23 protein-coding genes are annotated in these 24293 nt (G+C 63.5%); 12 read left to right on the forward strand and 11 right to left on the reverse strand.

What is annotated here, in order from left to right:
• Positions 1 to 223 precede the first annotated feature (223 nt).
• The 4 genes from U5822_RS10580 to U5822_RS10595 form a co-directional block, all read right to left on the reverse strand.
• Positions 224 to 1318 (reverse strand): hypothetical protein, encoded by a 1095-nt coding sequence (locus U5822_RS10580; protein ID WP_322855590.1) that lies wholly within the window; start codon positions 1316 to 1318, stop codon positions 224 to 226.
• Positions 1319 to 1411: 93 nt separating this feature from the next.
• Positions 1412 to 2554 (reverse strand): esterase/lipase family protein, encoded by a 1143-nt coding sequence (locus tag U5822_RS10585; protein ID WP_322855591.1) that lies wholly within the window; start codon positions 2552 to 2554, stop codon positions 1412 to 1414.
• Between the two features lie 417 nt (positions 2555 to 2971).
• Entirely contained in the window at positions 2972 to 4216 is a 1245-nt protein-coding gene (locus tag U5822_RS10590; RefSeq protein WP_322855592.1) for a cation:proton antiporter, read from the reverse strand.
• Between the two features lie 24 nt (positions 4217 to 4240).
• Positions 4241 to 5728 (reverse strand): M17 family metallopeptidase, encoded by a 1488-nt coding sequence (locus U5822_RS10595; protein WP_322855593.1) that lies wholly within the window; start codon positions 5726 to 5728, stop codon positions 4241 to 4243.
• Positions 5729 to 5877: 149 nt separating this feature from the next.
• Between U5822_RS10595 and U5822_RS10600 the strand changes: the two genes are divergently transcribed.
• Complete coding sequence (locus U5822_RS10600; protein ID WP_322855594.1) at positions 5878 to 6522, forward strand: glutathione S-transferase family protein; 645 nt, start codon at positions 5878 to 5880, stop codon at positions 6520 to 6522.
• Between the two features lie 241 nt (positions 6523 to 6763).
• Positions 6764 to 7468, forward strand: a complete 705-nt coding sequence (locus U5822_RS10605; RefSeq protein ID WP_322855595.1) for a crotonase/enoyl-CoA hydratase family protein — start codon at positions 6764 to 6766, stop codon at positions 7466 to 7468.
• Positions 7469 to 7593: 125 nt separating this feature from the next.
• Here U5822_RS10605 and gdhA read toward each other — a convergent pair whose 3' ends face one another.
• Both gdhA and U5822_RS10615 read right to left on the reverse strand, forming a co-directional pair.
• The gene (gene gdhA, locus U5822_RS10610) at positions 7594 to 8940 is read right to left on the reverse strand and encodes an NADP-specific glutamate dehydrogenase (RefSeq protein ID WP_322855596.1); all 1347 of its coding nucleotides are present in this window, start codon (positions 8938 to 8940) and stop codon (positions 7594 to 7596) included.
• 169 nt (positions 8941 to 9109) lie between these two features.
• The gene (locus tag U5822_RS10615) at positions 9110 to 9610 is read right to left on the reverse strand and encodes a lactoylglutathione lyase family protein (protein WP_322855597.1); all 501 of its coding nucleotides are present in this window, start codon (positions 9608 to 9610) and stop codon (positions 9110 to 9112) included.
• 97 nt (positions 9611 to 9707) lie between these two features.
• Between U5822_RS10615 and U5822_RS10620 the strand changes: the two genes are divergently transcribed.
• The 6 genes from U5822_RS10620 to U5822_RS10645 all read left to right on the forward strand — a co-directional run bounded on the left by U5822_RS10620 (position 9708) and on the right by U5822_RS10645 (position 13969).
• Entirely contained in the window at positions 9708 to 10610 is a 903-nt protein-coding gene (locus U5822_RS10620; protein WP_322855598.1) for a LysR family transcriptional regulator, read from the forward strand.
• 45 nt (positions 10611 to 10655) lie between these two features.
• The gene (locus U5822_RS10625; RefSeq protein WP_322856915.1) at positions 10656 to 11690 is read left to right on the forward strand and encodes a threonine aldolase family protein; all 1035 of its coding nucleotides are present in this window, start codon (positions 10656 to 10658) and stop codon (positions 11688 to 11690) included.
• A 156-nt stretch (positions 11691 to 11846) separates the two neighbouring features.
• Positions 11847 to 12245 carry a hypothetical protein gene (locus U5822_RS10630; RefSeq protein WP_322855599.1) on the forward strand — a complete coding sequence of 133 codons (399 nt, stop codon included), beginning with the start codon at positions 11847 to 11849 and terminating at the stop codon, positions 12243 to 12245.
• Positions 12242 to 12922, forward strand: a complete 681-nt coding sequence (locus tag U5822_RS10635; RefSeq protein ID WP_322855600.1) for a hypothetical protein — start codon at positions 12242 to 12244, stop codon at positions 12920 to 12922. Before U5822_RS10630 ends, U5822_RS10635 begins: the two co-directional genes overlap by 4 nt.
• Positions 12923 to 13005: 83 nt before the next feature.
• A complete protein-coding gene (efpL, locus tag U5822_RS10640; protein WP_322855601.1) occupies positions 13006 to 13572 on the forward strand; it encodes an elongation factor P-like protein EfpL in 567 nt (188 codons plus the stop codon).
• 31 nt (positions 13573 to 13603) lie between these two features.
• Entirely contained in the window at positions 13604 to 13969 is a 366-nt protein-coding gene (locus tag U5822_RS10645; protein ID WP_322855602.1) for a thiol-disulfide oxidoreductase DCC family protein, read from the forward strand.
• Here U5822_RS10645 and U5822_RS10650 read toward each other — a convergent pair.
• Positions 13853 to 14449, reverse strand: a complete 597-nt coding sequence (locus U5822_RS10650) for a hypothetical protein (protein WP_322855603.1) — start codon at positions 14447 to 14449, stop codon at positions 13853 to 13855. The genes U5822_RS10645 and U5822_RS10650 overlap by 117 nt on opposite strands.
• Positions 14450 to 14665: 216 nt before the next feature.
• Between U5822_RS10650 and U5822_RS10655 the strand changes: the two genes are divergently transcribed.
• From U5822_RS10655 to U5822_RS10665, 3 genes are all read left to right on the forward strand, one after another.
• Positions 14666 to 15979, forward strand: coding sequence for a short-chain fatty acid transporter (locus tag U5822_RS10655; protein WP_322855604.1), 1314 nt, complete (start codon positions 14666 to 14668; stop codon positions 15977 to 15979).
• A gap of 106 nt (positions 15980 to 16085) precedes the next feature.
• Positions 16086 to 16583: an acyl-CoA thioesterase gene (locus tag U5822_RS10660; protein WP_322855605.1), complete on the forward strand. Its 498-nt coding sequence runs from the start codon at positions 16086 to 16088 to the stop codon at positions 16581 to 16583.
• A 96-nt stretch (positions 16584 to 16679) separates the two neighbouring features.
• Entirely contained in the window at positions 16680 to 17456 is a 777-nt protein-coding gene (locus U5822_RS10665; RefSeq protein ID WP_322855606.1) for a hypothetical protein, read from the forward strand.
• On the opposite strand, the gene U5822_RS10670 is transcribed toward U5822_RS10665, so the two are convergent.
• Complete coding sequence (locus U5822_RS10670; RefSeq protein ID WP_322855607.1) at positions 17437 to 17889, reverse strand: Lrp/AsnC ligand binding domain-containing protein; 453 nt, start codon at positions 17887 to 17889, stop codon at positions 17437 to 17439. The two genes, U5822_RS10665 and U5822_RS10670, sit on opposite strands and share 20 nt — an antisense overlap.
• Before the next feature lie 382 nt (positions 17890 to 18271).
• Between U5822_RS10670 and putA the strand changes: the two genes are divergently transcribed.
• A complete protein-coding gene (putA, locus tag U5822_RS10675) occupies positions 18272 to 21901 on the forward strand; it encodes a bifunctional proline dehydrogenase/L-glutamate gamma-semialdehyde dehydrogenase PutA (protein WP_322855608.1) in 3630 nt (1209 codons plus the stop codon).
• 34 nt (positions 21902 to 21935) lie between these two features.
• Here putA and U5822_RS10680 read toward each other — a convergent pair whose 3' ends face one another.
• The 3 genes from U5822_RS10680 to U5822_RS10690 are packed head-to-tail and all read right to left on the reverse strand — an operon-like array spanning position 21936 to position 24290.
• On the reverse strand, positions 21936 to 22877 hold the full coding sequence (locus U5822_RS10680) for a 5-oxoprolinase subunit C family protein (RefSeq protein ID WP_322855609.1): 942 nt from the start codon (positions 22875 to 22877) through the stop codon (positions 21936 to 21938).
• The gene (gene pxpB / locus U5822_RS10685) at positions 22867 to 23559 is read right to left on the reverse strand and encodes a 5-oxoprolinase subunit PxpB (protein ID WP_322855610.1); all 693 of its coding nucleotides are present in this window, start codon (positions 23557 to 23559) and stop codon (positions 22867 to 22869) included. Before pxpB ends, U5822_RS10680 begins: the two co-directional genes overlap by 11 nt.
• Positions 23556 to 24290, reverse strand: coding sequence for a 5-oxoprolinase subunit PxpA (locus U5822_RS10690; protein WP_322855611.1), 735 nt, complete (start codon positions 24288 to 24290; stop codon positions 23556 to 23558). Before U5822_RS10690 ends, pxpB begins: the two co-directional genes overlap by 4 nt.
• Positions 24291 to 24293 lie beyond the last annotated feature (3 nt).

A 24293-nucleotide genomic window follows, 5' to 3' on the forward strand; every position in this document is an offset into this window, starting at 1 on the left:
ACTGTGTTGGCAACCTAAGGACACACCGCCGGGAGCGCCAGAAATCGGGCGTTTTCGAAGAATGGCGGTAAATCGACCAATAACTTGTTGTTCCGGGACGATATTTGACCAGCCTATTTTATCGCCGGTTTCCGCCAAGGCCCGTGCCATGGGGCTTTGGCGGCCCTGTCCCGGCGGTGCTAACACAGTTATCCACAGATTTTGTGGGTATCTGTGCCAGCGGCTAGTGAATGCCGTAGCTGCGCTCCTGTTGATAACGGAAGTATCCGGCTTCCTCTTCCTTGCGAATGCTGTCCGCCTCGGCGCCTAGCAGGGTCCGCCGGGCCTCTGCCAACCGTCGTTCCCGTTCCTCGCCCTCGTAGTTCGCGGTGATTTCCTGCCGTTGCGCCATGTATTGGTCACCGGCTTGCCAGCGTTGGTCCCGTTTGCGATCGAGGCGGGCCAGGTTTTCCACGGCGCGCTCGCTGTAACCGAGGCTGCGGCGGATATTGGCAATGGTTTCCCGGCGCTGGTGAACGGGCATGGCGCGCAGGTCGGCCTGGCTGGCCGCCATAAACTTGTTGGCGAAGGAGTCGCCCATGGCCATGCTCTGATTGTCGATGGCCGCCTGGGGATAGGTATCGCGCACCAGCTCGGTCAGTTCTTCAAGTCGGGCGTTAAGGGGGCGCTCGGTATCGGCGGTAATCCGGTCCATGGCCTTGGCCATCTGGTAGTCGCGAATCTGGTGCTGCCACAGCTCCTCCGCCACCTTCTTGCCAAAGATGGCGGCCCGATGCTCCATCAGAACCTCCATCCGGGTGTCCGGGTCGAGTTGGCGAATGTCGGCGGCGCCGGCGGCGTACCAGGCCTGGTATTCGAGATGGTTTTCGGCCAGCTGCATCAGTTCGGCGGCCCGGGCTGGGAAGGCGGCCTCCAGCAGTCCCTGCATGACCAGTCGCCAGTCTTCCGGCTGGCTCTGGCGCAGATAGTCCAGCAGCGCGGTGATCAGGTCGATCTGGCCCAGACGGCTGTCCAGGCTGTCGCCGTGGTGTTGTTGCATCAGGGCGACCACCTGCTCAAAACTCAGGGTTCCGGTCATCAGGGTGGCGCCTTCCAGCAGAGACTGGTAATCAACCGGTGCTGACGGAGTCGGCTTGGTTGCCGGCTCTGTGCTCGAAGACCCAGAGGCGGATGCGGGGGTGCTGGTCTGAACCGGTGGCGAGGACGTGGTGGTGGCGTCGGGCGTGGCGTAGCCCAATCGGTACACCAGGGGGACCAGAGCCGCCACGGACAGCGTAAGGCAGAGTGTTTTCAGTGTCAGATGGTTTTTCAGGGGCATAAGCACGTCTGTTTCTTGTTGTTGGTTGTGGAATCAAATGCGCTCGCAGCGTGGGCCCCACGCTGACGTTCGTCAGAGGGGCCCGTAGCAGCTTTAGTTATCGTATTGCGCAATGTAATGGAAAATTGCGCCGTAGAAATTGCGAATGCGGAAGGTAGTGTTCGGAATGCCGATCATGTCCAGGTGGTCCTGGTTGATAACCGCACCGCGGGAGGTCATCTGGGTCGGCGTCGGGTTGTTGATGTTGCTCACGTAGTCGGTGTCGGTGTAGGTGGTCAGGTAGTCCATGCCCCAGGCGTTGTAATGGAACTGGGTGCGCCAGCCCATCTGCTGGGAATTGATGCCGACCAGGCCGTCGTCGTCGGTGTCGTACTGTTCGCCGTTGCCCTGGCCGGCGGCGCCGTCTCCGCTGCAGTCGTCGACGCAGTAACCGTCCCCGTCCACATTGAAGTAGTCGTCCTGGGTGATCCACAGCGCGGGGTTCACATTGCCGCCCTGTTGGGCATTGACGGTGGAGGCATAGCGCTTGGCGTAGGTCGCGCTGACCGGGTAGTTCTGGTTGAACTGCTTGGCACCGGTGAGGACGCCGTCATTGGGATCGTAATCGTCGTAGATCAGCTGTTTCAGTGCGGCATTGGCGTCGTTTTCCGCGCCATACACGATGTCGCCGTAGGTGTCGGCCAGGGCTTCGACAATGTTGCTGACCCCTTCACCCAGGTCAAGCACGTGCTTGGCAATGGGTGAGCCCCGATGCGGGGACGAAATGCTGTAGGCCACTTTCACCACCTGGTAACCGAATCGGTCGTGCAGGATTTTTGCGGCCTTGCGCAGGTCCATGCCGCCCTGGGAGTGGCCGACAAAGTTCACGTGGGTGAAATCGTTGGCGATCATCCAGGCTTCCACGGCGTCCGCCAGCTGCAGGCCCCGGTGATCGGACGAGTGGAAGGGCGACATCGAAGCCGCCGCTCCGATCTGGCCCCAGTCCAGGTACTTGTTGCAGCTGCTGTACCAGTTGCAGTTGGTGTAGAGCTTGCGGCCGTAGGTGTCGCTGAAATAGTGATAGCCGAGAATGTCGTCAAAACCGGCCATGCCGTGGACCATGACCACCGGGTGGTTGGTCTTGTCGGCGCCGGCCAGGGCCGGGCTGGCCGTCATCAATGCGGCCGCAGACAGCGCTGTGGCCAGCAGCACCTTGCGGGTGCTGAACGGCGTGGACGTGTTGGAATTATTGTTCATAGTGCGTTTCCAGTCGGTGGACCGCATCGACAAAGTTATCCCTGCATCCGACCTGAGAAGTCCGGCATCCCTGAGTGTGGACGGTGGTGTGTCTGCGGTGCCTGGGTTGAAACACGCGGCACTTCGTGGTGACAGCGAATGCGTGCAGTTTTTTATTATTTGAATGCCTACTAATGAGGAATAGGCAGCTAGAGGTAAGACTAAGGTCGAAGAAACCGCAAAATTAAAAGTGTTACCGAATGTATCCCGGCGCCGGTGGCCAATCGCTCGAGGTCTCGCCAGCCCCCGGACGCGACGGGTTTTCCACCCGGTCACTTAACCACCAACTCTCCCGAAGCCCCGGAAACTCTGGGCTCTCGCACGCTTTCCTTACGAAGCTAACAAACTTATCCACAGATAATGTGTGTAACTGCAGGCCTAGTCCGGTTCGGTCAGGGGCTTGCGGTTCAGGAACGCTTGCAGCAGCAAGGGGTGCACCACGAGGGTATACAGGCACAGCACCAGTGCCAGGCACAGCATGTATTCCCGGTAGATGTAGTCCTCCGGCAGCATCAGCAACAATGCGATGGAGACCGCGCCGCGCAGCCCCCCCAGTACCAGCACGTGTTGCCAGCTGATCGGCAGGGCATGGCGCGCCAGTCTCAGGACGAGGCTGCCTCCGTAGATCACCAGCACCCGGGCCAGCACCAGGATGGCAATGCTGCCGGGAATCAGCCAGGTGAAGGGGAAATCGTGCCGACCCACGGTGACCCCCAGGGCGAAGAACAGCAGGCCGCCAGCTAGCTGGCCGACGTAGTTCCAGAAACTCACGAAGAACTCGGGCTGGCCGTCCCGCGCGGGCGCGGTCGAGGGCCCGGTTCCGGCCCGGCGCTGGAACACAAACACCCAGGCGGCAATGACCACGGTGATCACCCCGGAGACGTGCAGCAGGTGTTCGGCCAGCAGAAAACCGCCATACACCAGGGCCAGGGTGATGGAAATGCCCGGGAACTGGTTCTGCACGGCCCAATAGCGGATCAGTCGCCCGGCGCACCAGCCCAGGGCCGCACCCAGCAGGATGGCGCCCAGCATCATCCAGCCGAACGCCAGCGCGGTGTCGGTGAGACTGAACATGTTCATGCCGGTTACCACCGACGCCACGGTAAAAAACACCAGGATGGCGGTGCCGTCGTTGAACAGGGATTCGCCCTCAATCAGGGCGGCCAGTCGGTGCGGAACCCGGAAGCGCTGGAAAATGGCGGACACCGCGGAGGGGTCGGTGGCGGCCACGGCGGCGGCGAACAGCAGGGCGTCGCCCAGGGGCAGCACGGTGACCCCATACAGCGGGAGGCCGATCAGCACCAGGGTGCACAGAACCCCGACTGTGGAGAACAGGAGGATCGGGGCGGCCTCGGCCTTCAGGTGCCGGGGCGAGAGTTCACGGGCACTGGCGAAGATCAGGGCCGGCAACAGCAACAGGATCACCAGGTCGGGCGAAATCTCCAGGATCGGCAGGGCGGGAAACGGCCGCAGGGCCAGGCCATACAGCAGCCCGGCAATCAGGATCCACGACTCCGCCGGCAGGCGGGATCTGCGTGCGAACACCTTCAGGGCCGCCAGCATCAGGAGCAGCAGCGCCAGGCCACCCAGGGTCTGGGCCAGGTTGGCGTGGGTGTCGACCACGGTGCGTCGCCTCGGGATAGCGGCCTATTCGGCCGCTATCCGCCGGAACCATTCGACCCCGAACCGAACCCCAAAGCCCTGCAGGTCGGTGGGGATGTGGGCAAGCCCGCCCTTGTGGGTACAGGTCGAGGCCATGTCCACGTGGACCCAGCCGACGTCGTCATCCACAAACCTGCCCAGTAACCGGGCCGCGTAGATGTGGTCGCCGGCGCCGGTTACCCGGCATTGCAGGGTGTCCGCCACCTCGGACTTCAGGTCCTCGTCGTAATCGTCCTCGTAGGGAAACGGCCAGACCCGCTCGCCGCAATGTTCACCGGTCTGGATGATGGGTTCCAGCCAATGCCGGCGATTGGTCAGCGCGCCGGCCACCCGCTGGCCCAGGGCCGAGACCACGGCCCCGGTCAGGGTGGCGTAATCGAGAATGGCCCGAGGTTTCTTCTGGCAGGCCAAGGTCAGGGTGTCGGCCAGCACCATCCGGCCTTCGGCATCGGTGTTGATCAGTTCGATGGTGGTGCCGTTCATGGCGGTGACCACGTCGTTGCATTTAACCCCACGGGAGCCGATGTGGTTCTCGGCCAGGGCCAGCCAGCAGTCCACCGGCTGGGAGAAACTGAGCCGGGTGAGGGCGAGCAGGGTACCCAGGGCCACCGCGCTGCCCTGCATGTCGCCGTGCATGCCGAGCATGCTGCCGCCCACCTTCAGGTTGCTGCCACCGGTATCGAAACAGATGCCTTTGCCCACCAGGGCCAGCGGCCGGTCCTCGCCGCCCTTCAGGCGATAGCGCAGCTGCAGGATGCCGGCGTCCCGGTTGGGGCTGGCGGCCACCACCGACAGGAAGGCGCCGGCGGCCATGCGCTCCAGCTGGTCCCGGTCGTAGAACTCGACTTCCCAGCCCTCCCGCTTGGCCAGCGCTTGCGCGTACTCCCGGTAGAGCGCCGGTGTCAGGTAGTTGCCGGGCAGGTGGGTCAGCCAGCGGGCCAGGTTGTTGCCTTCGGCGGTGGCCTTGGCGTAGCGGAAATCGGCGCCCTCGAATTCACCGAAGAAGTTGAGGGCTTTCAGCACGCTCTCCGGGCCGGCCTCGCCGCTGATCTTTGGCAGGGTGAAGGCCGCGGCGTAGGCCGCCGAAACCAGGGCTTCGGCCATGATGCAGGCGGTCGTCACGCGGTCGAGCAGGGAGATGACATTGATCTTCCTGGAGCGCTCGGCCATCAGTGGGGAGAGCAGGGCGCGGGCCTGGCTCAGGGCAGCGAACCCGCTCGGTTCCGGTTTGATGAAGCCGATGCCGGCACGGGTGCCACGGGGGCCGGACAGGTGGATCGGGTTGGCGTCCTTGGGGAAGTCCGCCAGGCGCAGTTTCAGATAGTCTGCCCAGGGCGCCTTGTCCAGGGCACTGCGTTTGGCGTCGGGGACCAGCAGGATCAGGCTGACCCCGGTGTCGAAATCCCACATGGCGGGAATGCGGTGGTCCACGTCCAGTTTCAGGTCGGGCAGGAGCGGGAGTTCAGGCTTCATGGCAGGGTGTCCCCCACGGTTGCGAAAGAAACCTCCCCTTAAGAATAGATGCATTCTCCCGGAATAGGCCGGGCATTCGTCAATCGGCTTGAGACGACCCCGAATTGGGCTAGTCTTTGAAGACCCCCCGCTCACATTGGAGCCCTGCCATGGCCATCACCCAGTCCAAAGATTGCGACCTGGTGTTCTACACCAACCCCATGTCCCGGGGGCGAATTGTGCGCTGGATGCTGGAGGAAGTCGGCGCGGAGTACCGCCAGGTCCTGCTCGCCTACGACACCGACATGAAGGCCCAGGACTACCTGGCGTTGAACCCCATGGGCAAGGTGCCTGCCCTGGTGCATCGGGGCCGGGTGGTCACCGAAAGTGCCGCCATCTGCGCCTATCTGGCCGATGCCTTCCCCGACGCTGGCCTGGCGCCGCCGCTGGCGGATCGGGCGGCCTACTATCGCTGGCTGTTTTTTGCCGCAGGGCCGCTGGAGGCGGCGGTGATGGACCGGGTGCTGCAGGTGTCTGTGGATAAAGATCAGGAGAAGATGGTGGGTTACGGCACCTACGACCTGACCGTCAACACCCTGGTGCACGCGGTCTCCCAGGGGGATTACCTGGCCGGGGACCGGTTCACCGCCGCCGATGTCTACGTCGGTTCCCATGTGATGTGGGGTATGGAGTACGGCTCCCTGCCGGTGCGTCCGGAATTTGAGGCCTACGTGGCGCGCCTGGCCAAGCGACCGGCCATGGCCGCGGCCAAGGCCATCGACGACGGCCTGATGCCGGATTCCCAGGTGAGCTGAGGGGGCCGTTCCCCCGGTTTTTTCTGGGGGCGATCAATATCCGGACAGTTTCCCGCAAATCCCACTGCCAGCCGCCTTGCGCCGCCTTTCCCGCCACTACTCACACGGTTATCCACAGTATTTGTGGGTAACTACCCCGGCGTCGGCCTTGTTCACAGGGAGTGGTCTCCGGTCGCAGAAGCTGGCACAGTTCATCGGGCAATCACAACAACCACGAAAACCACATCAAGAGGACAGGCTGGTGACAGATCTTGTGGATTACCAACTGAGCGACGGCGTCGCGACCATTACCATTTCCAATGGCAAGGCCAATGCCCTGAGCCACGACGTGTTCGAAGCCCTGAACCAGGCCTTCGACCGCGCAGAGCAGGACGAGGCGGTGGTGATCCTGACCGGGCAGCCGGGCATTTTTTCCGGCGGCTATGACCTGAAGGAAATGCAGAAGGGGCCCAGTGAGGCCTCCGCCCTGGTCAAGGTCGGCTCCACCTTCACCCGTCGCCTGGCGGCGTTCCCGTTCCCGGTCATTGGCGCGTGCAGCGGGCACGCCATCGCCAAGGGCGCTTTCATCATGCTGTCGGTGGATCACCGCATCGGCATCGATGGGGACTTCAAGCTGGGGCTGAACGAGGTGGCCATCGGCATGACCATGCACCATGCCGGCATCGAGATGGCCCGGCACCGGCTGGCGCCGGCCCACTTCTACCGCTCGGTGGTGAATGCCGAAATCTATTCGCCCCAGGGCGCGGTGGAAGCCGGCTTCCTGGACGAAGTGGTGGCGCCCTCGGAGCTGGCGGATCGCGCTAACGCGCTGGCGCAGCAGTTCCGCAAGCTCAACATGCGGGCGCACAGGGAGACCAAGCGCAAGGCCAAGGCCGGTTACCTGGACCTGCTGGATCGCTGCATCGAGCAGGACGCCGCCAACCTGGGGCTGTCCGGCCAGGCCTGAGCCGGACAGCCGTGCACAGTGTCCACAGAAGCTGTGGATAACTGTGTTGGTTGTCCAAGGAAAAGCCCGCTGAAGCCCCGTTTTACGGGGCTTCGCGGGAAGTGACGGAAATTTGACCGGGTTGCTCAGATAACGCCGAACGCCAGCATGGCATCGGCAACCTGCCGGAAACCGGCTGCGTTGGCCCCGAACACGTAATCGCCCTTGCGATCGTACTGCTTGGCGGTGTCAAAGCAGGACTGGTGGATCTCGCGCATCACCTGCTGCAGTTGTTCGATGCTGTAGTCAAAGCTCCAGCTCTCCCGTGCGGCATTCTGCTGCATCTCCATGGCGCTCATGGCCACCCCGCCGGCATTGGCGGCCTTGCCCGGGCCAAACAGCACCTTGGCATCCGAGAAGGCCTGGATCGCCTCCGGCGTGCACGGCATGTTGGCGCCTTCCACCACCGCCATCACCTTGTTGTCGATCAGTGCCTGGGCGTCGTCTTCGCCCAGCTCGTTCTGGGTGGCGCAGGGCATGGCGACATCGCAGGCCACCTGCCAGATCGACCCGTCCGACTGATACTCCGCCTTGCCCTTGCTGCGCTTCGGGTAATCGCGGATGCGGCCTTTTTCCACCTGTTTTATCTGCTTCACCAGCTCTACGTCCAGGCCGTTGGCGTCGTGCACGTAGCCGTCCGAGTCCGAACAGGCGACCACCTTGGCACCCAACTCCACCGCCTTCTCCATGGCGAACACCGCCACATTGCCGGTGCCGGACACCACCACCTTCTTGCCTTTGAGCTTTTTCCGATGGGCGCCCAGCATCTCCTGCAGGAAGTAGACCGCGCCGTAGCCGGTGGCTTCCTGCCGGCCCCGGGCGCCGCCCCATTGCAATTGCTTGCCGGTCACCACGCCGTTCTCGTAGCGGTTGGTGATGCGCTTGTACTGCCCGAACAGCAATCCGATCTCGCGCTGGCCCACACCGATGTCACCGGCGGGCACGTCGGTGTCGGCGCCGATGTAGCGGTACAGTTCGGTCATGAACGACTGGCAGAAGCGCATGATTTCGCCATCGGACTTGCCCTTGGGGTCAAAGTCCGCGCCGCCCTTGCCGCCGCCGATGGGCAGGCCGGTCAGGGCGTTTTTGAAGATTTGCTCGAAGCCGAGGAACTTGACCACGCCCAGGTTCACCGACGGGTGAAACCGCAGTCCGCCCTTGAACGGGCCCAGGGCGGAATTGAACTCGACCCGGAACCCGCGGTTGATCTGCACCTCGCCCTGATCGTCCACCCAGGGCACCCGGAACAGGATCTGGCGCTCGGGCTCGCAGATGCGTTCAATCAGTTTGGCGTCCTGGTACTCGGGGTGGTCGGCCATCACCGGTTCCAGGGAGTTGAGGACTTCGGTCACCGCCTGGTGGAATTCCGGCTCGTTCGGGTTGCGTTCGATGATCTGTTGGCGCAATGCATCCAGCGACTGGTGTTTGCTCACGGGGGCCTCCCTTGATTGCCCGACGGGTCCCGGTCGACGCCATCGGTTGGGCCACGGGTATCGGGAAAACTGTGGTAGGGAAGATACGGGGGCCAGGCGGGGAGGGATCAGGGATGGCAGGTGGAGGGCATCCGGACGCCGCACTGGGCGACGTCCGGCCTTTGGGCGCTCAGTAGGCGCCGGCGCTGTAGATCAGCTCGTAGCTGTGGCTGTAGATCTCCAGGATGTTGCCGAACGGGTCTTCCATGTAGATCATGCGGTAGGGCTTTTCACCCGGGTAGTAGTAGCGGGGCTGCGCCATCCGCTTCTTGCCGCCGGCGGCCACGATGCGCTCGGCCAGTTCCTCGACGTTCGGGTCCTGAACGCAGAAATGGAAGATGCCAGTCTTCCAGTACTCGAAGTTGTTCTCCGGGTTTTCCTGGCCCTTGAACTGGAACAACTCCACGCCGATCCGGTCGCCGGTAGACAGGTGCGCGATGCGGAAGCTGCCCCAGCCCGGACCGAACACGTCGGAGCACATCTCGCCGATGGCGCTGTCGTCCTCTTCGATGTCGGTCGGTTCCATGATCAGGTACCAGCCCAGTACCTCGGTGTAGAAGGTCACCGCCGCGTCCAGGTCGGGCATGGAAATGCCGATGTGGGAGAAGGTTCTCGGGTAGACATTGCTCATGGGATTGTCTCCTGTGTCGTTGACTGTGGACACAGGGTACGAATCGTGATTGATTACGTGAAATTATCATTTTTGATTTTTTTGAGTAGGGTTTGTAATGATCAATCCGGTCTGGTTACGCAGCTTCTGTACCCTGGTGGAGGTGGGCCATTTCACCCGCACCGCCGAGCGCTTGCACATGACCCAATCCGGCGTGAGTCAGCACGTACGCAAGCTGGAGGAGCGCCTGGGGCAGTCGCTGCTGATCCGGGATGGCAAGCAGTTCACCCTGACCGACGCCGGCACCCGCCTGTACCGGGAGGCGGGAGCGATCGTGGCAGCCCTGTCGGACCTGGACCGGCGAATCGGCGCCGACCCCGCCTACGAGGGCGTGGTGCGGGTGATGTCTCCGGGCAGCGTCGGGCTCAAGTTGTACCCACACCTGCTGGCCCTGCAGCAACGGCACCCCGGCCTGAGCATCGATTACCGGTTTGCCCCCAACTCCGACGTCGAGCTGGCCCTCGCCGAGTACCGGGTCGATGTCGGCATCATGACCAAGCCCTCGTCCCGGAATGAGGTGGGGTTCAAGCCGGTCGGTGAGGAGCCTCTGTTGCTGGTGACCCCGACCAGTCTGGTGGAGCCCAGCTGGGACCGGCTGATGGCACTGGGCTTCATCGATCACCCGGACGGTGCCCATCACGCCGGCCTGCTGCTGGGTGCCAATTTCCCGGAATTTCACCACAGCAACCAGTTCCCCCTGGCCGGCTTTTCCAACCAGATCAGTCTCATTCTGGAGCCGGTCAGCCGTGGGCTGGGGTTTACCGTGCTGCCGGCCTACGCGGTCGAGGCGTTCGGCCGGCCGGACCGGGTGCGCACCCATCGCCTGGCCAACCCCGCCAGCGAGACCCTGTTCCTGAGCTTCCGGCGCAACCAGCCCCTGGCCAACCGGGTTCGCACTGTGATTACGACCATGGGCGAAGGCCTGGGCCTGGGGGCTGGCGAATCCGGCCAAATCGTGTAGCTTGGAAAGATTGTCAACGCCACAGCCAGCCACGAGCGGAGGTTCATCGTGTCCCAATTCGAGCAGTTTGCCAGTGACAACTACAGCGGGGTCTGTCCCCAGGCGTGGCAGGCCATGGCCGAGGCCAATCGCATGGACGAACCGGCGTACGGTGAGGACAGTTGGACCCAACGAGCGGCGGACGGCCTGCGCAGCCTGTTCGACACCGACTGCGAGGTGTATTTCGTGTTCAATGGCACCGCCGCCAACTCCCTGGCGCTGGCGTCCATGGGCCAGTCCTTCCACAGCGTGATCTGCCACGAGCTGGCGCACATCGAAACCGACGAATGCGGCGGCCCGGAATACGCCTCCAACGGCGCCAAACTGCTGCTGGGGCAGGGGCAGGACGGCAAGCTCACCCCCGACAGCATCGAGCACCTGGTGACCAAGCGCACCGACATCCATTACCCCAAACCCAAGGCACTGAGCCTGACCCAGGCCACCGAGGTGGGCACGGTCTATTCCCCCGAGGAGCTGCGGGCCATCCGGGCCACGGCCGACCAATACGGTCTCAGCGTTCACATGGACGGCGCCCGGTTCGCCAACGCCGTGGCCGCCCTGGACGTGCATCCGTCGGAAATCACCTGGAAAGCCGGGGTCGATGTGCTGTGCTTCTCCGGCACCAAGAACGGCCTGGCCCTGGGTGAGGCCGTGGTGTTTTTCAACCGGCGGCTGGCGGAGGATTTCGAGTGGCGCTGCAAACAGGCCGGGCAGCTGGCTTCCAAGATGCGCTACATCTCGGCGCCCTGGTGCGGCCTGCTGGAAAACAACGTCTGGCTGGACAACGCCCGCCACGCCAATGCCTGTGCCGAGCGCCTGGCCTCGGGCCTGGCCGGCCTGCCGGGCGTGACCCTGAGGTACCCACGCCAGGTCAACGGTGTGTTCGTGGAATTGCCGGAGCCGGTGCAGGCGGCCCTGCGCAGCAAGGGCTGGCGGTTCTACAATTTCATCGGCGGCTCCGCCCGGCTGATGTGCTCCTGGGCGACCACCACCGAGCGGGTGGACCGATTCCTGGCGGACGTACGCGAACTGGTGCGCTGACCTCCGTCGTTTGGCTGTTGTTTGCAGGGGCATGGACTAAACTTTCAGGGAGCCCTGAGCGTGGAGTCTGTGCCCATGCAACATGCTCCGGAACATCTCCCTCCCTCTGCCCCGTTGCTCTGGCTTCGAGCCGGAGTCGCTGCGGCCCTCTTGTGTATGGTGTTCAGTCTGGCGCTGGCGACGCCGGCCGCGGACGCCGAGGCGGTTCGTTCGGCCCTGGATGGCAAAACCTATCAGAGCCGGCTGGGTATCCGGGGTCAGCCGGCAGACATCGACGATCTTCTGGTGTTTGAAGACGGCGAATTCGTGTCCGAGGAATGCGAGCGGCGCTGCGGCTACGCCAAGGTCGAATACTGGGTCCGGGCCCAGGATGATGCCATCCAGATGCGCGCCGACGTGCCCTGCACCGAGTCCGGCGCGGTGATGTACTGGCGGGGTACGGTTCGCGGCAATGAAATCGAGGGATCGATTCTGTGGGTTAACAAACGCTGGTACTGGACGTTCGAGAAAGAGCTCTGGTTCAAGGGCCGGCTGGTCGAGGCCGAAGCGCCATGAGCCTACCGGCCGTGCCGGCCAGGGGGCGAATCGCCGGGCTGCTCAAGCTGGCGCTGTTCGTGGCAATCGTGGTGGTCGGTAACCTGCTGACCCGGGGGGTGGTGGACGGGTTGGAAATGACCATTCGGCCCTCCACCGAGCCGACCTTGCACCGGATCATCATGATAGCCATGGTCGCGTACATGCTGCTGATGGCCATTCCCTTCGTGCCTGGGGTGGAGGTGGGGCTGGCGCTGATGATGATCCTGGGGCCAAAGATCGTTCCGCTGGTGTTTGGCTGTACCCTGGTGTCCCTGACCCTGGCGTTCCTGATCGGGCGATGGGTGCCGGAAGCCAGCATCGCCCAGTTTCTCAGGGAGCTGCATCTGAACCGTGCCGGCAATTTCCTCGCGGAATTCGAGGGCCTGAGTGCCCAGCAGCGGCTGGCCAAGCTGAGCGCCAAGACTCCGAAGCGCTGGTTGCCCTGGCTGGCCCGGCACCGGTATCTGACGCTGATGCTGGCCATCAATCTGCCCGGCAACATTGTGGTCGGCGGCGGTGGTGGTCTGGCCATGATGGCCGGGATGAGCCGGCTGTTTCCCATGCCCCGCTACTTGCTCACCATCCTGGTCGCGGTTTCCCCGGTGCCACTGGTATTGCTGCTGTTCGGAGAGCAGCTGGCCAGTTGGCCGATCTGACCTCACCGGTTGCTGTCGCTTGTTTTCGCACTTCGTGGTATACCAGCTACCCTGTTAGTCCCACCCATTTCCGGAATTGAGCAATGCCAAAAGCGAGTGAGATCAAGAAGAATTCCGCCGTTGAATACGACGGCCGCGTCTATTTCGTGAAGGACATCGAGCGTTCGGTGCCCCAGGGCCGTGCGGGCGGCAGCCTTTACCGCATGCGCATGTACGATGTGGTCACCGGCAACAAGATCGACGAGACCTTCAAGGACTCGGACATGCTGAACCTGGCGGACCTGGTGCGCCGGCCGGCCACCTTCTCCTACGCCGACGGCGACGAGTACGTGTTCATGGACAGCGAGGACTTTACCCAGTACCTGCTGAACCGGGACGCCATCGCCGACGAGCTGCTGTTCATCAACGAAGACACCCAGGGCCTGATGGTGGTGCTGGTCAGCGATGCCCCGGTTTCCCTGGCCCTGCCGCCGACCGTGGAACTGGAGATCACCGAAACCGATCCATCCATTAAGGGCGGCTCTGCCACCGCGCGGACCAAGCCCGCGACCCTGTCGACCGGGCTGGTGGTGCAGGTGCCGGAGCACATCTCCACCGGTGACCGGATCAAGGTGAACGTGGAAGAGCGCAAGTTCCTGAGCCGCGCCTGATCTTCCACCTGCGGCGATCGAAGGGGGCCTTATGACCGGAGTGCAACCAAAACTCGTGGTGTTCTACGACGGCGCCTGTCCCACCTGCATCAAGGACCGGCGCTGGTACGAGAAGCTGGCCGGGAAAACCGGCGACTCGGTGGAGTGGCTGGACATCACCGGCCGGGACGACGAGCTGAGAAGGCAAGGCATTGACCCGGACCGGGCCCTGAGAGAGCTGCACGTCAAGGATGCCGACGGCCAGATCCACCGGGAAATGGACGCCTACATCCTGCTGATGTCACGCGTGCCCCTGCTGAAACCCCTGGCCTGGCTCATTGGCCTGCCACTGATCCGGCCAGGGCTGGCCCGGCTTTACCATGGCTGGGTCAGTCGGCGGCTGGACGGCCGGGCCTGAACGGCCTGGCTCCTCGTTGTCCCGGACCAGTTCCCGGGGCGCCATGCGCAGAAAGACCCCCAGGGCGGCCAGCAGCATGGCCGTGCTCACGATGATGGCGACCGGATAGTACAGGTTGCCGGCCAGGTCGAGCTGGCTGTACTTGATGATCATGATCAGCCCTTCCAGGGACATGGCCACGCACACGGTGCCGATGAACCGGGGCAGGGTCCGGCGCAACATGGTGATCACGTCGTGGGATTCGGACGGACCGCTGTATTCCGAGCGGATCACCATCGCCAATTCGTACACGGCCAGCGCGATGATGCTGCCGTTCACCCCCTTGATCAGGGTCTGCATCAATTCCTTGCCCGACTGCAGCTGGGCAAACACCTCCATGGCCGTGGCACTGACCAGGGTGAAGGCAAGCACGAAGAACAGCAGGGTAAACATTCGGGCAAACAGCGCCCGTATCGGGATGGTTCGAATCCAGTTGGCCATTGTTCGCTCCTGTCGGGTCGCGACGTCGCTCATGTGCAGTGACAGGCTACCGGTCCACTGCCCCGGTTTCGCTTAACGTTCGCTCATGCCCTCGTAAGGTTTCCCCCCTTCCGCGCCCGGTGCCGACTAAGATCTAATCCCAAGGCCAGCGCATAAGGCATTATCGTTCAAGGGAAAATTGGGAAAACGCCAATAACAACAATGCGAGGACTTGCCATGATGCAACGATTGACCAACGGCTCCGTGAAGCTGGTGGAGCGTTTCCTGCCGGATCCCTACGTTCTGGTGCTTCTTCTTTCCCTAGTGGTGTTCGTCGCCGCTATGGTCTTCGAGGGCCAGTCCCCTCTGCAGATGGTGCAGTACTGGGGTGACGGCTTCTGGAACCTGCTGACCTTTGCCATGCAGATGGTGCTGGTGCTGGTTACCGGCTTTGTCCTGGCCAGCACGCCGTTTTTCAAGCGCATTCTGAAGGCCCTCGGCCAGCTCGCCCGGTCACCGGGGCAGGCGGTGGTCCTGGTCACCCTGGTGTCCCTGGCCGCGGCCTGGATCAACTGGGGCTTCGGCCTGGTTATCGGTGCCCTGTTTGCCCGGCAGGTGGCCCGGGAAGTGCCGAACGTGAACTACCCGCTGCTGATCGCCAGCGCCTACAGCGGGTTCATGGTGTGGCACGGGGGCCTGGCCGGCTCGGTGCCGCTGGTGATCGCAACCGAGGGCCATTTCACCGCCGACATGATCGGGGTCATTCCCACCAGCGAGACCATTTTCGCGCCGTTTAACCTGCTGCTGGTGTTGGCGATGTTCATCGTCATTCCCGTGGTCAATCGCCTGATGATGGGCGACGGCGGCAAGCACGTTGACGCCACCAAGCTGGCGGAGGAAGCGTCACTGCCGGAGCTCAAGAACGACACCCCGGCCGAGAAGCTGGAAAACAGCCGGTTGCTGGCCCAGGCCGTCGGGATCATGGGGCTGATTTTCGCCGGCTACTACTTCCTGGCTCGCAGCGGCTCCTTGAACCTGAACATCGTGAATTTCATGTTCCTGATTCTTGGGATCATCCTGCACGGCCGTCCGTCCCGTTTCATCGCCAGCGCCTCGGAGGCGGTCCGCGGCTCCACCGGCATCATCATCCAGTTCCCGTTCTACGCCGGGATCATGGCCATGATGGTCGACTCCGGCCTGGCCAGCAGCCTGTCGAACTGGTTTGCCAACGTGGCCAACCCGACCACCTTCCCGCTGTTCACCTTCCTCAGTGCCGGGGTGGTCAACATCTTCGTGCCCTCCGGGGGCGGCCAGTGGGCGGTCCAGGCGCCGATCATGCTGGAAGCGGGCGCAGCCCTGGGGGTCGAGCCGGCACGCACCGCCATGGCGGTGGCCTGGGGCGATGCCTGGACCAACATGATCCAGCCGTTCTGGGCCCTGCCGGCCCTGGCCATCGCCGGACTGTCGGCCCGGGACGTGATGGGTTATTGCCTGATCGTGTTGCTGGCCACCGGCGTGGTGCTGGGCCTGGGGCTGATGCTCTTGCCCTGACCGGACGTTCGAAACCGGTGAAAAACGGCGGTCGGGCAGCAGCGGGCCCGGCCGCCCCGTGATAGGGTTAGCAGCCAACATCCGATTTCGAGAAGGACTTTCTGCTATGCCCGGAACTGCCGCCAAGCCGGTATCGGCCTCTTCCATCGAAAAGCACGTCTACAAAGTATTCCCCAACGACATGAACGCCCACGACACCGTGTTCGGTGGCATGATCATGGCCAAGTGCGACCGGCTGGCCCTGGTGGTGGCTGAGCGCCATGCCGCCCACGTGTGCGTCACCGCTGCCGTGGATTCCATCCATTTTCGCGCCCCGGCCAAGGGCAACGACACCCTGTTGTTCAGTCTGTCGCTGAACCGCAGCTGGGGCTCGTCCATGGAGATCGGCGCCCGGGTGGAGGCGGAGAACAGCTACACCGGCGACACCCGCCACATCCTGTCGGCGTTTTTCACCTTCGTGGCGCTGGACGAGAACGACAAGCCCATCGACGTGCCCGAGGTCATCCCGGAAACCGACGAGCAGAAACGCCGGTACGAGAACGCCGCCATCCGCCGCGAAGGACGCCTGAAAACCCGGGAGAAGCTGGCCAGCCGCAAGGGCTGAGCCGGCAATCCGCCGCCCTGGCGCCGAACCTGTGCAAGTGCGCCAGAGCGACTACACTTAGGGTAGGTGTAGCGGTGAGGGGGCGCGGAACCCGGTGTGGAACAGATAACAACCGTACCCAAGGGAGCCCAGCACTACATCCTGATGGTGATCCCCCAGTTACTGCGGGAGATCGAAGCGCTGGGACTGCCCCAGATCATTGAAACCTCCGGGTTCAGCGAACGGGAGGTCACCACCCTTTACTTCGAGTTTGTTTCCATCAACCGCGTGTTGCCCGCCGATCCGGACCGGATCGCTCCGGAGCTGTGGCAGCACCTGATCTACTGCGTTCAGGTCATGAGCTCCATGGTCAATGCGGCGTCGCTGGAGGCCCTGGAACGGGCCCGGGACGAGGCCATCCGCAAGTTCCTGCCGCACGCCCGGCAGACGCTGGAAAGCGAGTATCGGGAGCAGTGCAGCGAGGGCACGGTGGATTTCCGCCTGGCCGGAATCCTCAAGCACGGCGACTCGCCGGACCATTCCCGGCAGCTGTGCATGGAGGCCATCCGGTTGGAGCGGGAGCGACGGCTGGCGTCCCTGAAGGGCCTGTCGGTGCAGGGGCTGGACCCGCACTCCGCTTGCATCGTCGAGGCGGCGCTGGCCTACGTACAGCGGCAGAAGGACGATCCGCCCGACGATTTCGGGGTGCTGGATCTGGTGATCCGGCTGCTCGACCTGCTGCGCCTGGTGCTGGCGCTCGACCGGGACGAAGCGGCCCGGGCGGCGATTCCCGGTGACTTCTCGGTCGATAACATCGTACTCGGGATCGGCAACGCCCTGTACCGGAAAGAGCTGGGCCTGATGTTCTCGTCGGTTAAAGTCCCGCGTCCTTGACGTTTTCCATCACCACGAACGTGCTGGTCTGCAGCACGTGGGGCAGGGCCGAGATCTGCTCGCCCAGGACCTGACGGTACTCGGCCATATCCCGGGTCCGCACTTTCAGCAGGTAATCAAAGTTGCCTGCGATCATGTGGCACTGCTCCACCGCTGAAATCTGCTTGAGGGCGCTGTTGAATGCCGCCAGGGCAGCGCTGCTGGTGTCGTTCAGGGTGACCTGGGCGAAGGCGATGTGGGACAGGCCGAGCTTGGTCTGGTTGACCAGGGCGGTGTAGCCGGTGATGTAACCCTGCTCCTCGAGCCGGCGCATGCGGACCTGGCAGGGGGTTTTCGACAGGCCCACGCGGGAGGCCAGTTCGGTAACGGTGATCCGGGCGTTTTTCTGCAGTTCCCGAATAATGGAGTGATCAATCCGGTCTAATTCGACCATGTTGGGCGGTCCTGACTGAGATTTTGGCTATATCAAGTGTCCAATATAAACAAATCGACAGGTGGGTGGAAAACCGGAAGGCAAATCGTCTGCCAGCGGCCCCGGTGTCGTGGTTTGCGCTTACGCCATGATCTTCTAGCTTTTCAGGGACGTAACTCGGGCAAGAACGCTGTCAAAATATCGGTGCCCGGCCCCGAAAAATGGCGGGTAAACAGAAGGTCAAAAAGTCTCTATGACTAAAAAATTGTTAACTGAAAGATAAGAGTTAAAAAATCGCGATCTAAAAAGGTCAAATATCCTGCCTTTCAGGTTTTAAAAGGCAAATAGTCTGTCTTGATCTCGGTAGAATGCCGGCGAGACCAAAAACGAAGAGGGTGCAACTATGAGACCGCAGCAATCGGACATTCCCACTCTTGTCGACAGCCGACAGGCCATTCGTGATTACTACCTCGCAGATGAGCACAAGGTCGTCCATGAGATGATTGCTGGGGCCCAGTTGTCCCAGACCGAACGCGAAGCCATTTCCGCTCGGGCGGCCGACCTGGTGCGCAGCGTGCGCAAGAACGCCAAGCCCACCATCATGGAGAAGTTCCTGGCCGAGTACGGCCTGACCACCAAAGAAGGTGTGGCCCTGATGTGTCTGGCCGAGGCCCTGTTGCGGGTACCGGACAGCACCACCATCAATGACCTGATCGAAGACAAGATCACCTCCGGCGCCTGGGGTACCCATCTGGGCAAGGCCTCCTCGCAGCTGATCAACACCGCCACCGTGGCGCTGCTGATGACCAGCAACCTGCTGAAAGAATCCGAGCGCAACACCATCGGTGACACCCTGCGCAAACTGCTCAAGCGTTTCGGCGAGCCGGTCATCCGGACCGTTGCCGGTCAGGCCATGAAGGAAATGGGCCGTCAGTTCGTGCTCGGTCGCGACATCGACGAAGCCCAGGACGAAGCCAAGGAATACATGGCCAAGGGCTACACCTATTCCTATGACATGCTGGGTGAGGCGGCGCGCACCGACGACGACGCCAAGCGTTATTACGCCTCCTACTCCAATGCCATCGACAGCATTGCCAAGGCCTGCAAGGGCGATGTGCGCAAGAACCCGGGCATCTCGGTCAAGCTCTCTGCGCTGCTGGCCCGCTACGAGTACGGCAACAAGGAGCGGGTCATGGACGAGCTGCTGCCCCGCGCCCGCACCCTGGTGAAAAAGGCCGCGGCCGCCAACATGGGTTTCAACATCGACGCCGAGGAGCAGGAGCGTCTGGACCTGTCCCTGGATGTCATCGAAGAGCTGGTGTCCGATCCGGAACTGGCCGGCTGGGACGGCTTCGGTGTGGTGGTGCAGGCCTACGGCAAGCGCGCCTCGTTCGTGCTGGACTGGCTCTACGGTCTGGCCGAGAAATACGACCGCAAGATCATGGTGCGCCTGGTCAAAGGCGCCTACTGGGACGCCGAAATCAAGCGCTCCCAGGTGACCGGTCTGAATGGCTTCCCGGTCTTTACCCGCAAGGCGTGCAGCGACGTATCCTTCGTCTCCTGCGCGACCAAGCTGCTGAACATGACCGACCGGATCTACCCGCAGTTTGCGACCCACAACGCGCACTCGGTCTCCACCATCCTGGAGCTGGCCCAGGCCAGGAAGGTGAACAACTACGAGTTCCAGCGCCTGCACGGTATGGGCGAGTCCCTGCACAACGAGGTGATCAAGGCCAGTGGCGTGCCGTGCCGCATCTACGCCCCGGTGGGTCCCCACAAGGACCTGCTGGCGTACCTGGTGCGTCGCCTGCTGGAGAACGGTGCCAACAGCTCGTTCGTGAACCAGATTGTGGACAAGCGCATCACCCCGGAAGAGATCGCCAAGGACCCGATCGACTCGGTCAAGGAGATGGGCGACAACATCTCCAGCAAGGCGATCGTGCATCCGTACAAGTTGTTCGGTGACCAGCGCCGCAATTCCAAGGGCTGGGACATCACCGATCCGGTCACCGTCGAGCAGATCGAAGCCGGTCGCGGCGCCTACCGCACCCACCGCTGGAAAGGCGGTCCGCTGATCGCCGGCGAAGTGGCGGGCACCGAGGTCCAGGTGGTGCGCAACCCGGCCGACCCGGACGATCTGGTGGGGCACGTCACCATGGCCTCCGACGCCGACGTGAACACCGCCATCACCGCCGCCGAGAACGGCTTCAAGACCTGGTCGTCCATGTCTGCGGACGAGCGTGCGGCGTGCGTGCGCAAGGTCGGCGACCTGTACGAGGAGAACTGCGACGAGCTGTTTGCGCTGACCACCCGCGAGGCGGGCAAGTCGTTGCTGGACGCCATCGCCGAGATCCGTGAGGCGGTGGATTTCTCCCAGTACTACGCCAACGAAGCGCTGCGCTACAAGGACGCCGGCGAGGCCCGCGGACCGATGGTGTGCATCTCACCCTGGAACTTCCCGCTGGCGATCTTCACCGGCCAGATCCTGGCCAACCTGGCGGCGGGCAACACCGTGCTGGCCAAGCCGGCCGAGCAGACCTCGCTGCTGGCAATCCGCGCCGTGGAGCTGATGTATGAAGCCGGTATCCCCAAGGATGCCATTCAGCTGCTGCCGGGCACCGGTGCCACCGTGGGCGCGGCGCTGACCTCGGACTCCCGGGTTTCCGGCGTCTGCTTCACCGGCTCCACCGTCACCGCCCAGCGCATCAACAAGGTGATGACCGAAAACATGGCGCCGGACGCCCCGCTGGTGGCCGAAACCGGCGGCATGAACGCGATGATCGTCGACTCCACGGCACTGCCCGAGCAGGTGGTGCGTGACGTGCTGGCTTCCTCGTTCCAGAGTGCCGGCCAGCGCTGTTCCGCCCTGCGCATGCTGTACGTGCAGGAGGACATCGCCGGGCACCTGCTGGAAATGCTCTACGGTGCCATGGAAGAGTTGGGCATCGGCGATCCCTGGCTGCTGTCCACTGACGTTGGCCCGGTCATCGACGAAACCGCGCGCAAGAAGATTACCGACCACTGCGACAAGTTCGAGCGCGACGGCAAGCTGCTGAAGAAGTTGCCGGTGCCGGATAAGGGGCTGTTCGTGTCGCCGGCGGTGCTGAAAGTGTCCGGCATCGAGGAGCTGGAAGAGGAAATCTTCGGGCCGGTGCTGCACGTGGCTACCTTCAAGGCCAAGGACATCGACAAGGTAGTGGACAGCGTCAACGCCAAAGGTTACGGCCTGACGTTCGGCATCCACAGCCGGGTGGACCGCCGGGTTGAGCGCATCTCAAGCCGCATCAAGGTGGGCAACACCTACGTCAACCGCAACCAGATCGGCGCCATCGTCGGCTCCCAGCCGTTCGGCGGCGAAGGCCTGTCCGGTACCGGTCCGAAGGCCGGTGGCCCACAGTACGTGCGCCGGTTCATGAAAGGCGACACCGTGCAGGTGGCCGCCGAAGCCGGCGGCAAGAAGGTCGATGCCAAGAAACTGCAGAACCTGATTGGCAAGCTGGACGCACTCAAGTCGCCCAAACCGGACGACCGCATTGCCCGCATCGAGCCGATCTTTGGCAAGGTGCCGGCGCCGCTGGACGCCCACGCCGAGGAAATGCCCGGGCCGACCGGTGAGCTGAACCGGCTTACCAACCACGCCCGCGGTGTGGTTCTGTGTCTGGGCCCGGATCAGGCCACGGCGCTGGAGCAGGCCGGTGTGGCACTGTCCCAGGGCAACAAGGTGGTGGTCGTGGCGCCAGGTGTGGACGCCAAGGTGGCCGAGGCGGCCAAGGCCGGTCTGCCCATCGTGGGCATCGACGGCCAGCTGGAGCCGGACGCCCTGGCCACCGCCAACGGCTTTGAGGCTGTGGTGAGCTGCGCCGAAACCGCGCTGCTGCGGGAATACCGCCTGGCCCTGGCCAAGCGTGACGGCGCTCTGCTGCCGCTGATCACTGAGCATAAACTGGATCAGCGCTTTGTGATCGAACGTCACCTGTGTGTGGACACCACGGCAGCGGGCGGTAACGCCAGCCTGATCGCGGCCTCCGAGTGAGGTCGCGCCGGCGCTCTCGGCACGGTCGGTTGAATCAGCCGGCCGTGCCCGGGGCGCCCTGGCGCAGGCGGTGGTTGAAGATCATGCGCCTTGCCTCGGCGTCGGCGACATCGGACAGGTAAAAACTGACCGAGGCGCCGGGCGCGCGCTGGGCCAGCTGGCCTGCGCCCAGGGCACTGAGTGAGCCGATCTTCGGGTAACCGCCGATGGTCTGGCGATCCTTCATCAGCACGATGGGCTGGCCATCCGCCGGAATCTGGATGGCGCCATAGGCAATACCCTCCGAAATGATGCCATCCAGATCGCCGTGGATGGCTTCCCCCTTCAGGCGATACCCCATCCGGTCAATGTTCTGGCTGACCTCGTACTCGGAAGTGAAGAATTTCGCCTGCACCGAGCGCGGGAAATGCCGGTACTGGTAGCCGGGAATCACGCCCACCCGCAACGGCTTGCGGTAATCCGGAATCTCGCTGTAGGGCACACTGGCCTTGGCCACCGGCCTGGGCTCGCCCAGGGCAATGCGGTCGCCTTTGGCCAGCTTGTTGCCACTGCCGTCCAGACCGCCCAGCTGTTCCCGGCTGACCGTGGCCGCACTGCCCAGCCGGGCAGGCACATCCAGGCCGCCGGTGACCGCCAGATAGGCCCGCAACCCGGACACCGGCATGCTGAAGCTGAGCCGGTCGCCCTTGCGGATCTCATGGGTTTGCCAGGGCTCGATCGCCCGGTCATTCAGCCGCGCGCCCAGGTCGGCGCCGGTGAGGGCGATGGTGGTGTCGCTGTGGGCCAGCAGGCTCAGGCGGCCGAAGGTGATTTCCAGCTGCGGCGCGTTGAGCGGATTGCCCAGCAGCCGGTTGGCCCAGAGGAAGGCGTGCTCGTCCATGGGGCCGCCAGTGGTCACGCCGATGTGCTGGTAGCCGAACCGGCCCAGGTCCTGCACCAGGGTGAGCATGCCGGGATCGACAACTTCAAAGCTCATCGAACTGGCCTCCGAGTCGGATGAATTCGTCCCGGTCGATGGCGCGGAATTTCACCCGGTCGCCAATCTGGGCCAGGGCCAGGGACTTGCTGTCCCAGTCCACCATCTTGCTGGGGGTGCGCCCGACGATCTGCCAGCCGCCTGGCGTGGCGCTGGGATAGATCGCGGTCTGGGACCCGGCGATGCCGACGCTGCCCACTGGCACCTTCAGGCGCGGCGTGGACTTGCGGGGCATGGCAATGCGCGCATCGGTGCTGCCCAAAAAGGCAAAGCCCGGGCTGAAGCCGATGGCGTAGACCCGGTAGCTCTGCTCGCTGTGGATGCGGATGACCTCGTCGGCGGTCAGACCGGCAAACTCGCACACATCGTCCAGGTCGAGGGCCACTTCGGGGCCGTAGTACACCGGCAGCTCCAGGGTCTGGGCGCTGCTCGGGTCCGGCGCGGTTGCACTCGCGCCTGTCACCGCCCGGCGCAGCCGGGACTGGATGCCAAAGCGGTCAATGCGTTCCAGGTCGTAGCAGACCATCACCGAGGTGTAGGAGGGCACCAGGTCGGTAATCACGTCCGACAGGGTCGCGCGAATGCGATCGGTGGCCTGTTTGACGCGCTCTGCGGTTTCCTCGTTGATCTGGTCGCCGAGGTAGACGATGCAGGCGCTCTCGTTGATGGACTCGATGTTCATAGCGACTGGACCACCTGGCGCATGTGCCGGGCGGCCTCGACCGCGTGGCTGCTGTCGCCGTGAATGCAGATGGTGTCGGCCTGGATCGGGATGCGCTTGCCCGAGATTGAGGTCACGGTGCCCTCCTTCATGATCTGGGTCACCTGGTTCTCGATCGCCTCGGTGGATTCGTGCACCGCGCCCGGTACCGAGCGCTTCACCAGCCGGCCCTCATCGGAGTAGGCGCGGTCGGAGAAGGCCTCGAACCAGACCTCGATGCCGTACTCCTTGGCCCGGGCCCGGACCTGGTCGGCTTCCGGGGTGGCCATCACCACCAGCGGGCAGTGGGGCGCAAAGTCCCGGACCGCAGCCATGGCCACCGACAGGGTGGTGTGGTCGACCGCCATTTTGTTGTACAGGGCACCGTGGGGTTTGACGTACTGGATAGCCGTGCCATGGGTGCGGCAGATGCCATCGAGCGCCGCCATCTGGTACACCAGGATGGCCTTGAGTTCGTCCGGGCGCAGGTCAATGTCCCGTCGGCCAAAACCGAGCAGGTCCGGGTAGCCCGGGTGGGCGCCGATGGTGACGTTCTCGGCGATGGCCATTTTCACGGTGTGGTCCATGGTCAGCGGATCGGACGCATGGAAGCCGCAGGCGATGTTGGCCATGTCGATGTAGGGCATGACGTCGGCGTCCATGCCCTTGCTCCAGGTGCCGAAGCTTTCGCCCATGTCGCAGTTGAGTTTCATTGC

The organism is Marinobacter qingdaonensis, from assembly GCF_034555935.1.
GTDB lineage: Bacteria > Pseudomonadota > Gammaproteobacteria > Pseudomonadales > Oleiphilaceae > Marinobacter > Marinobacter qingdaonensis.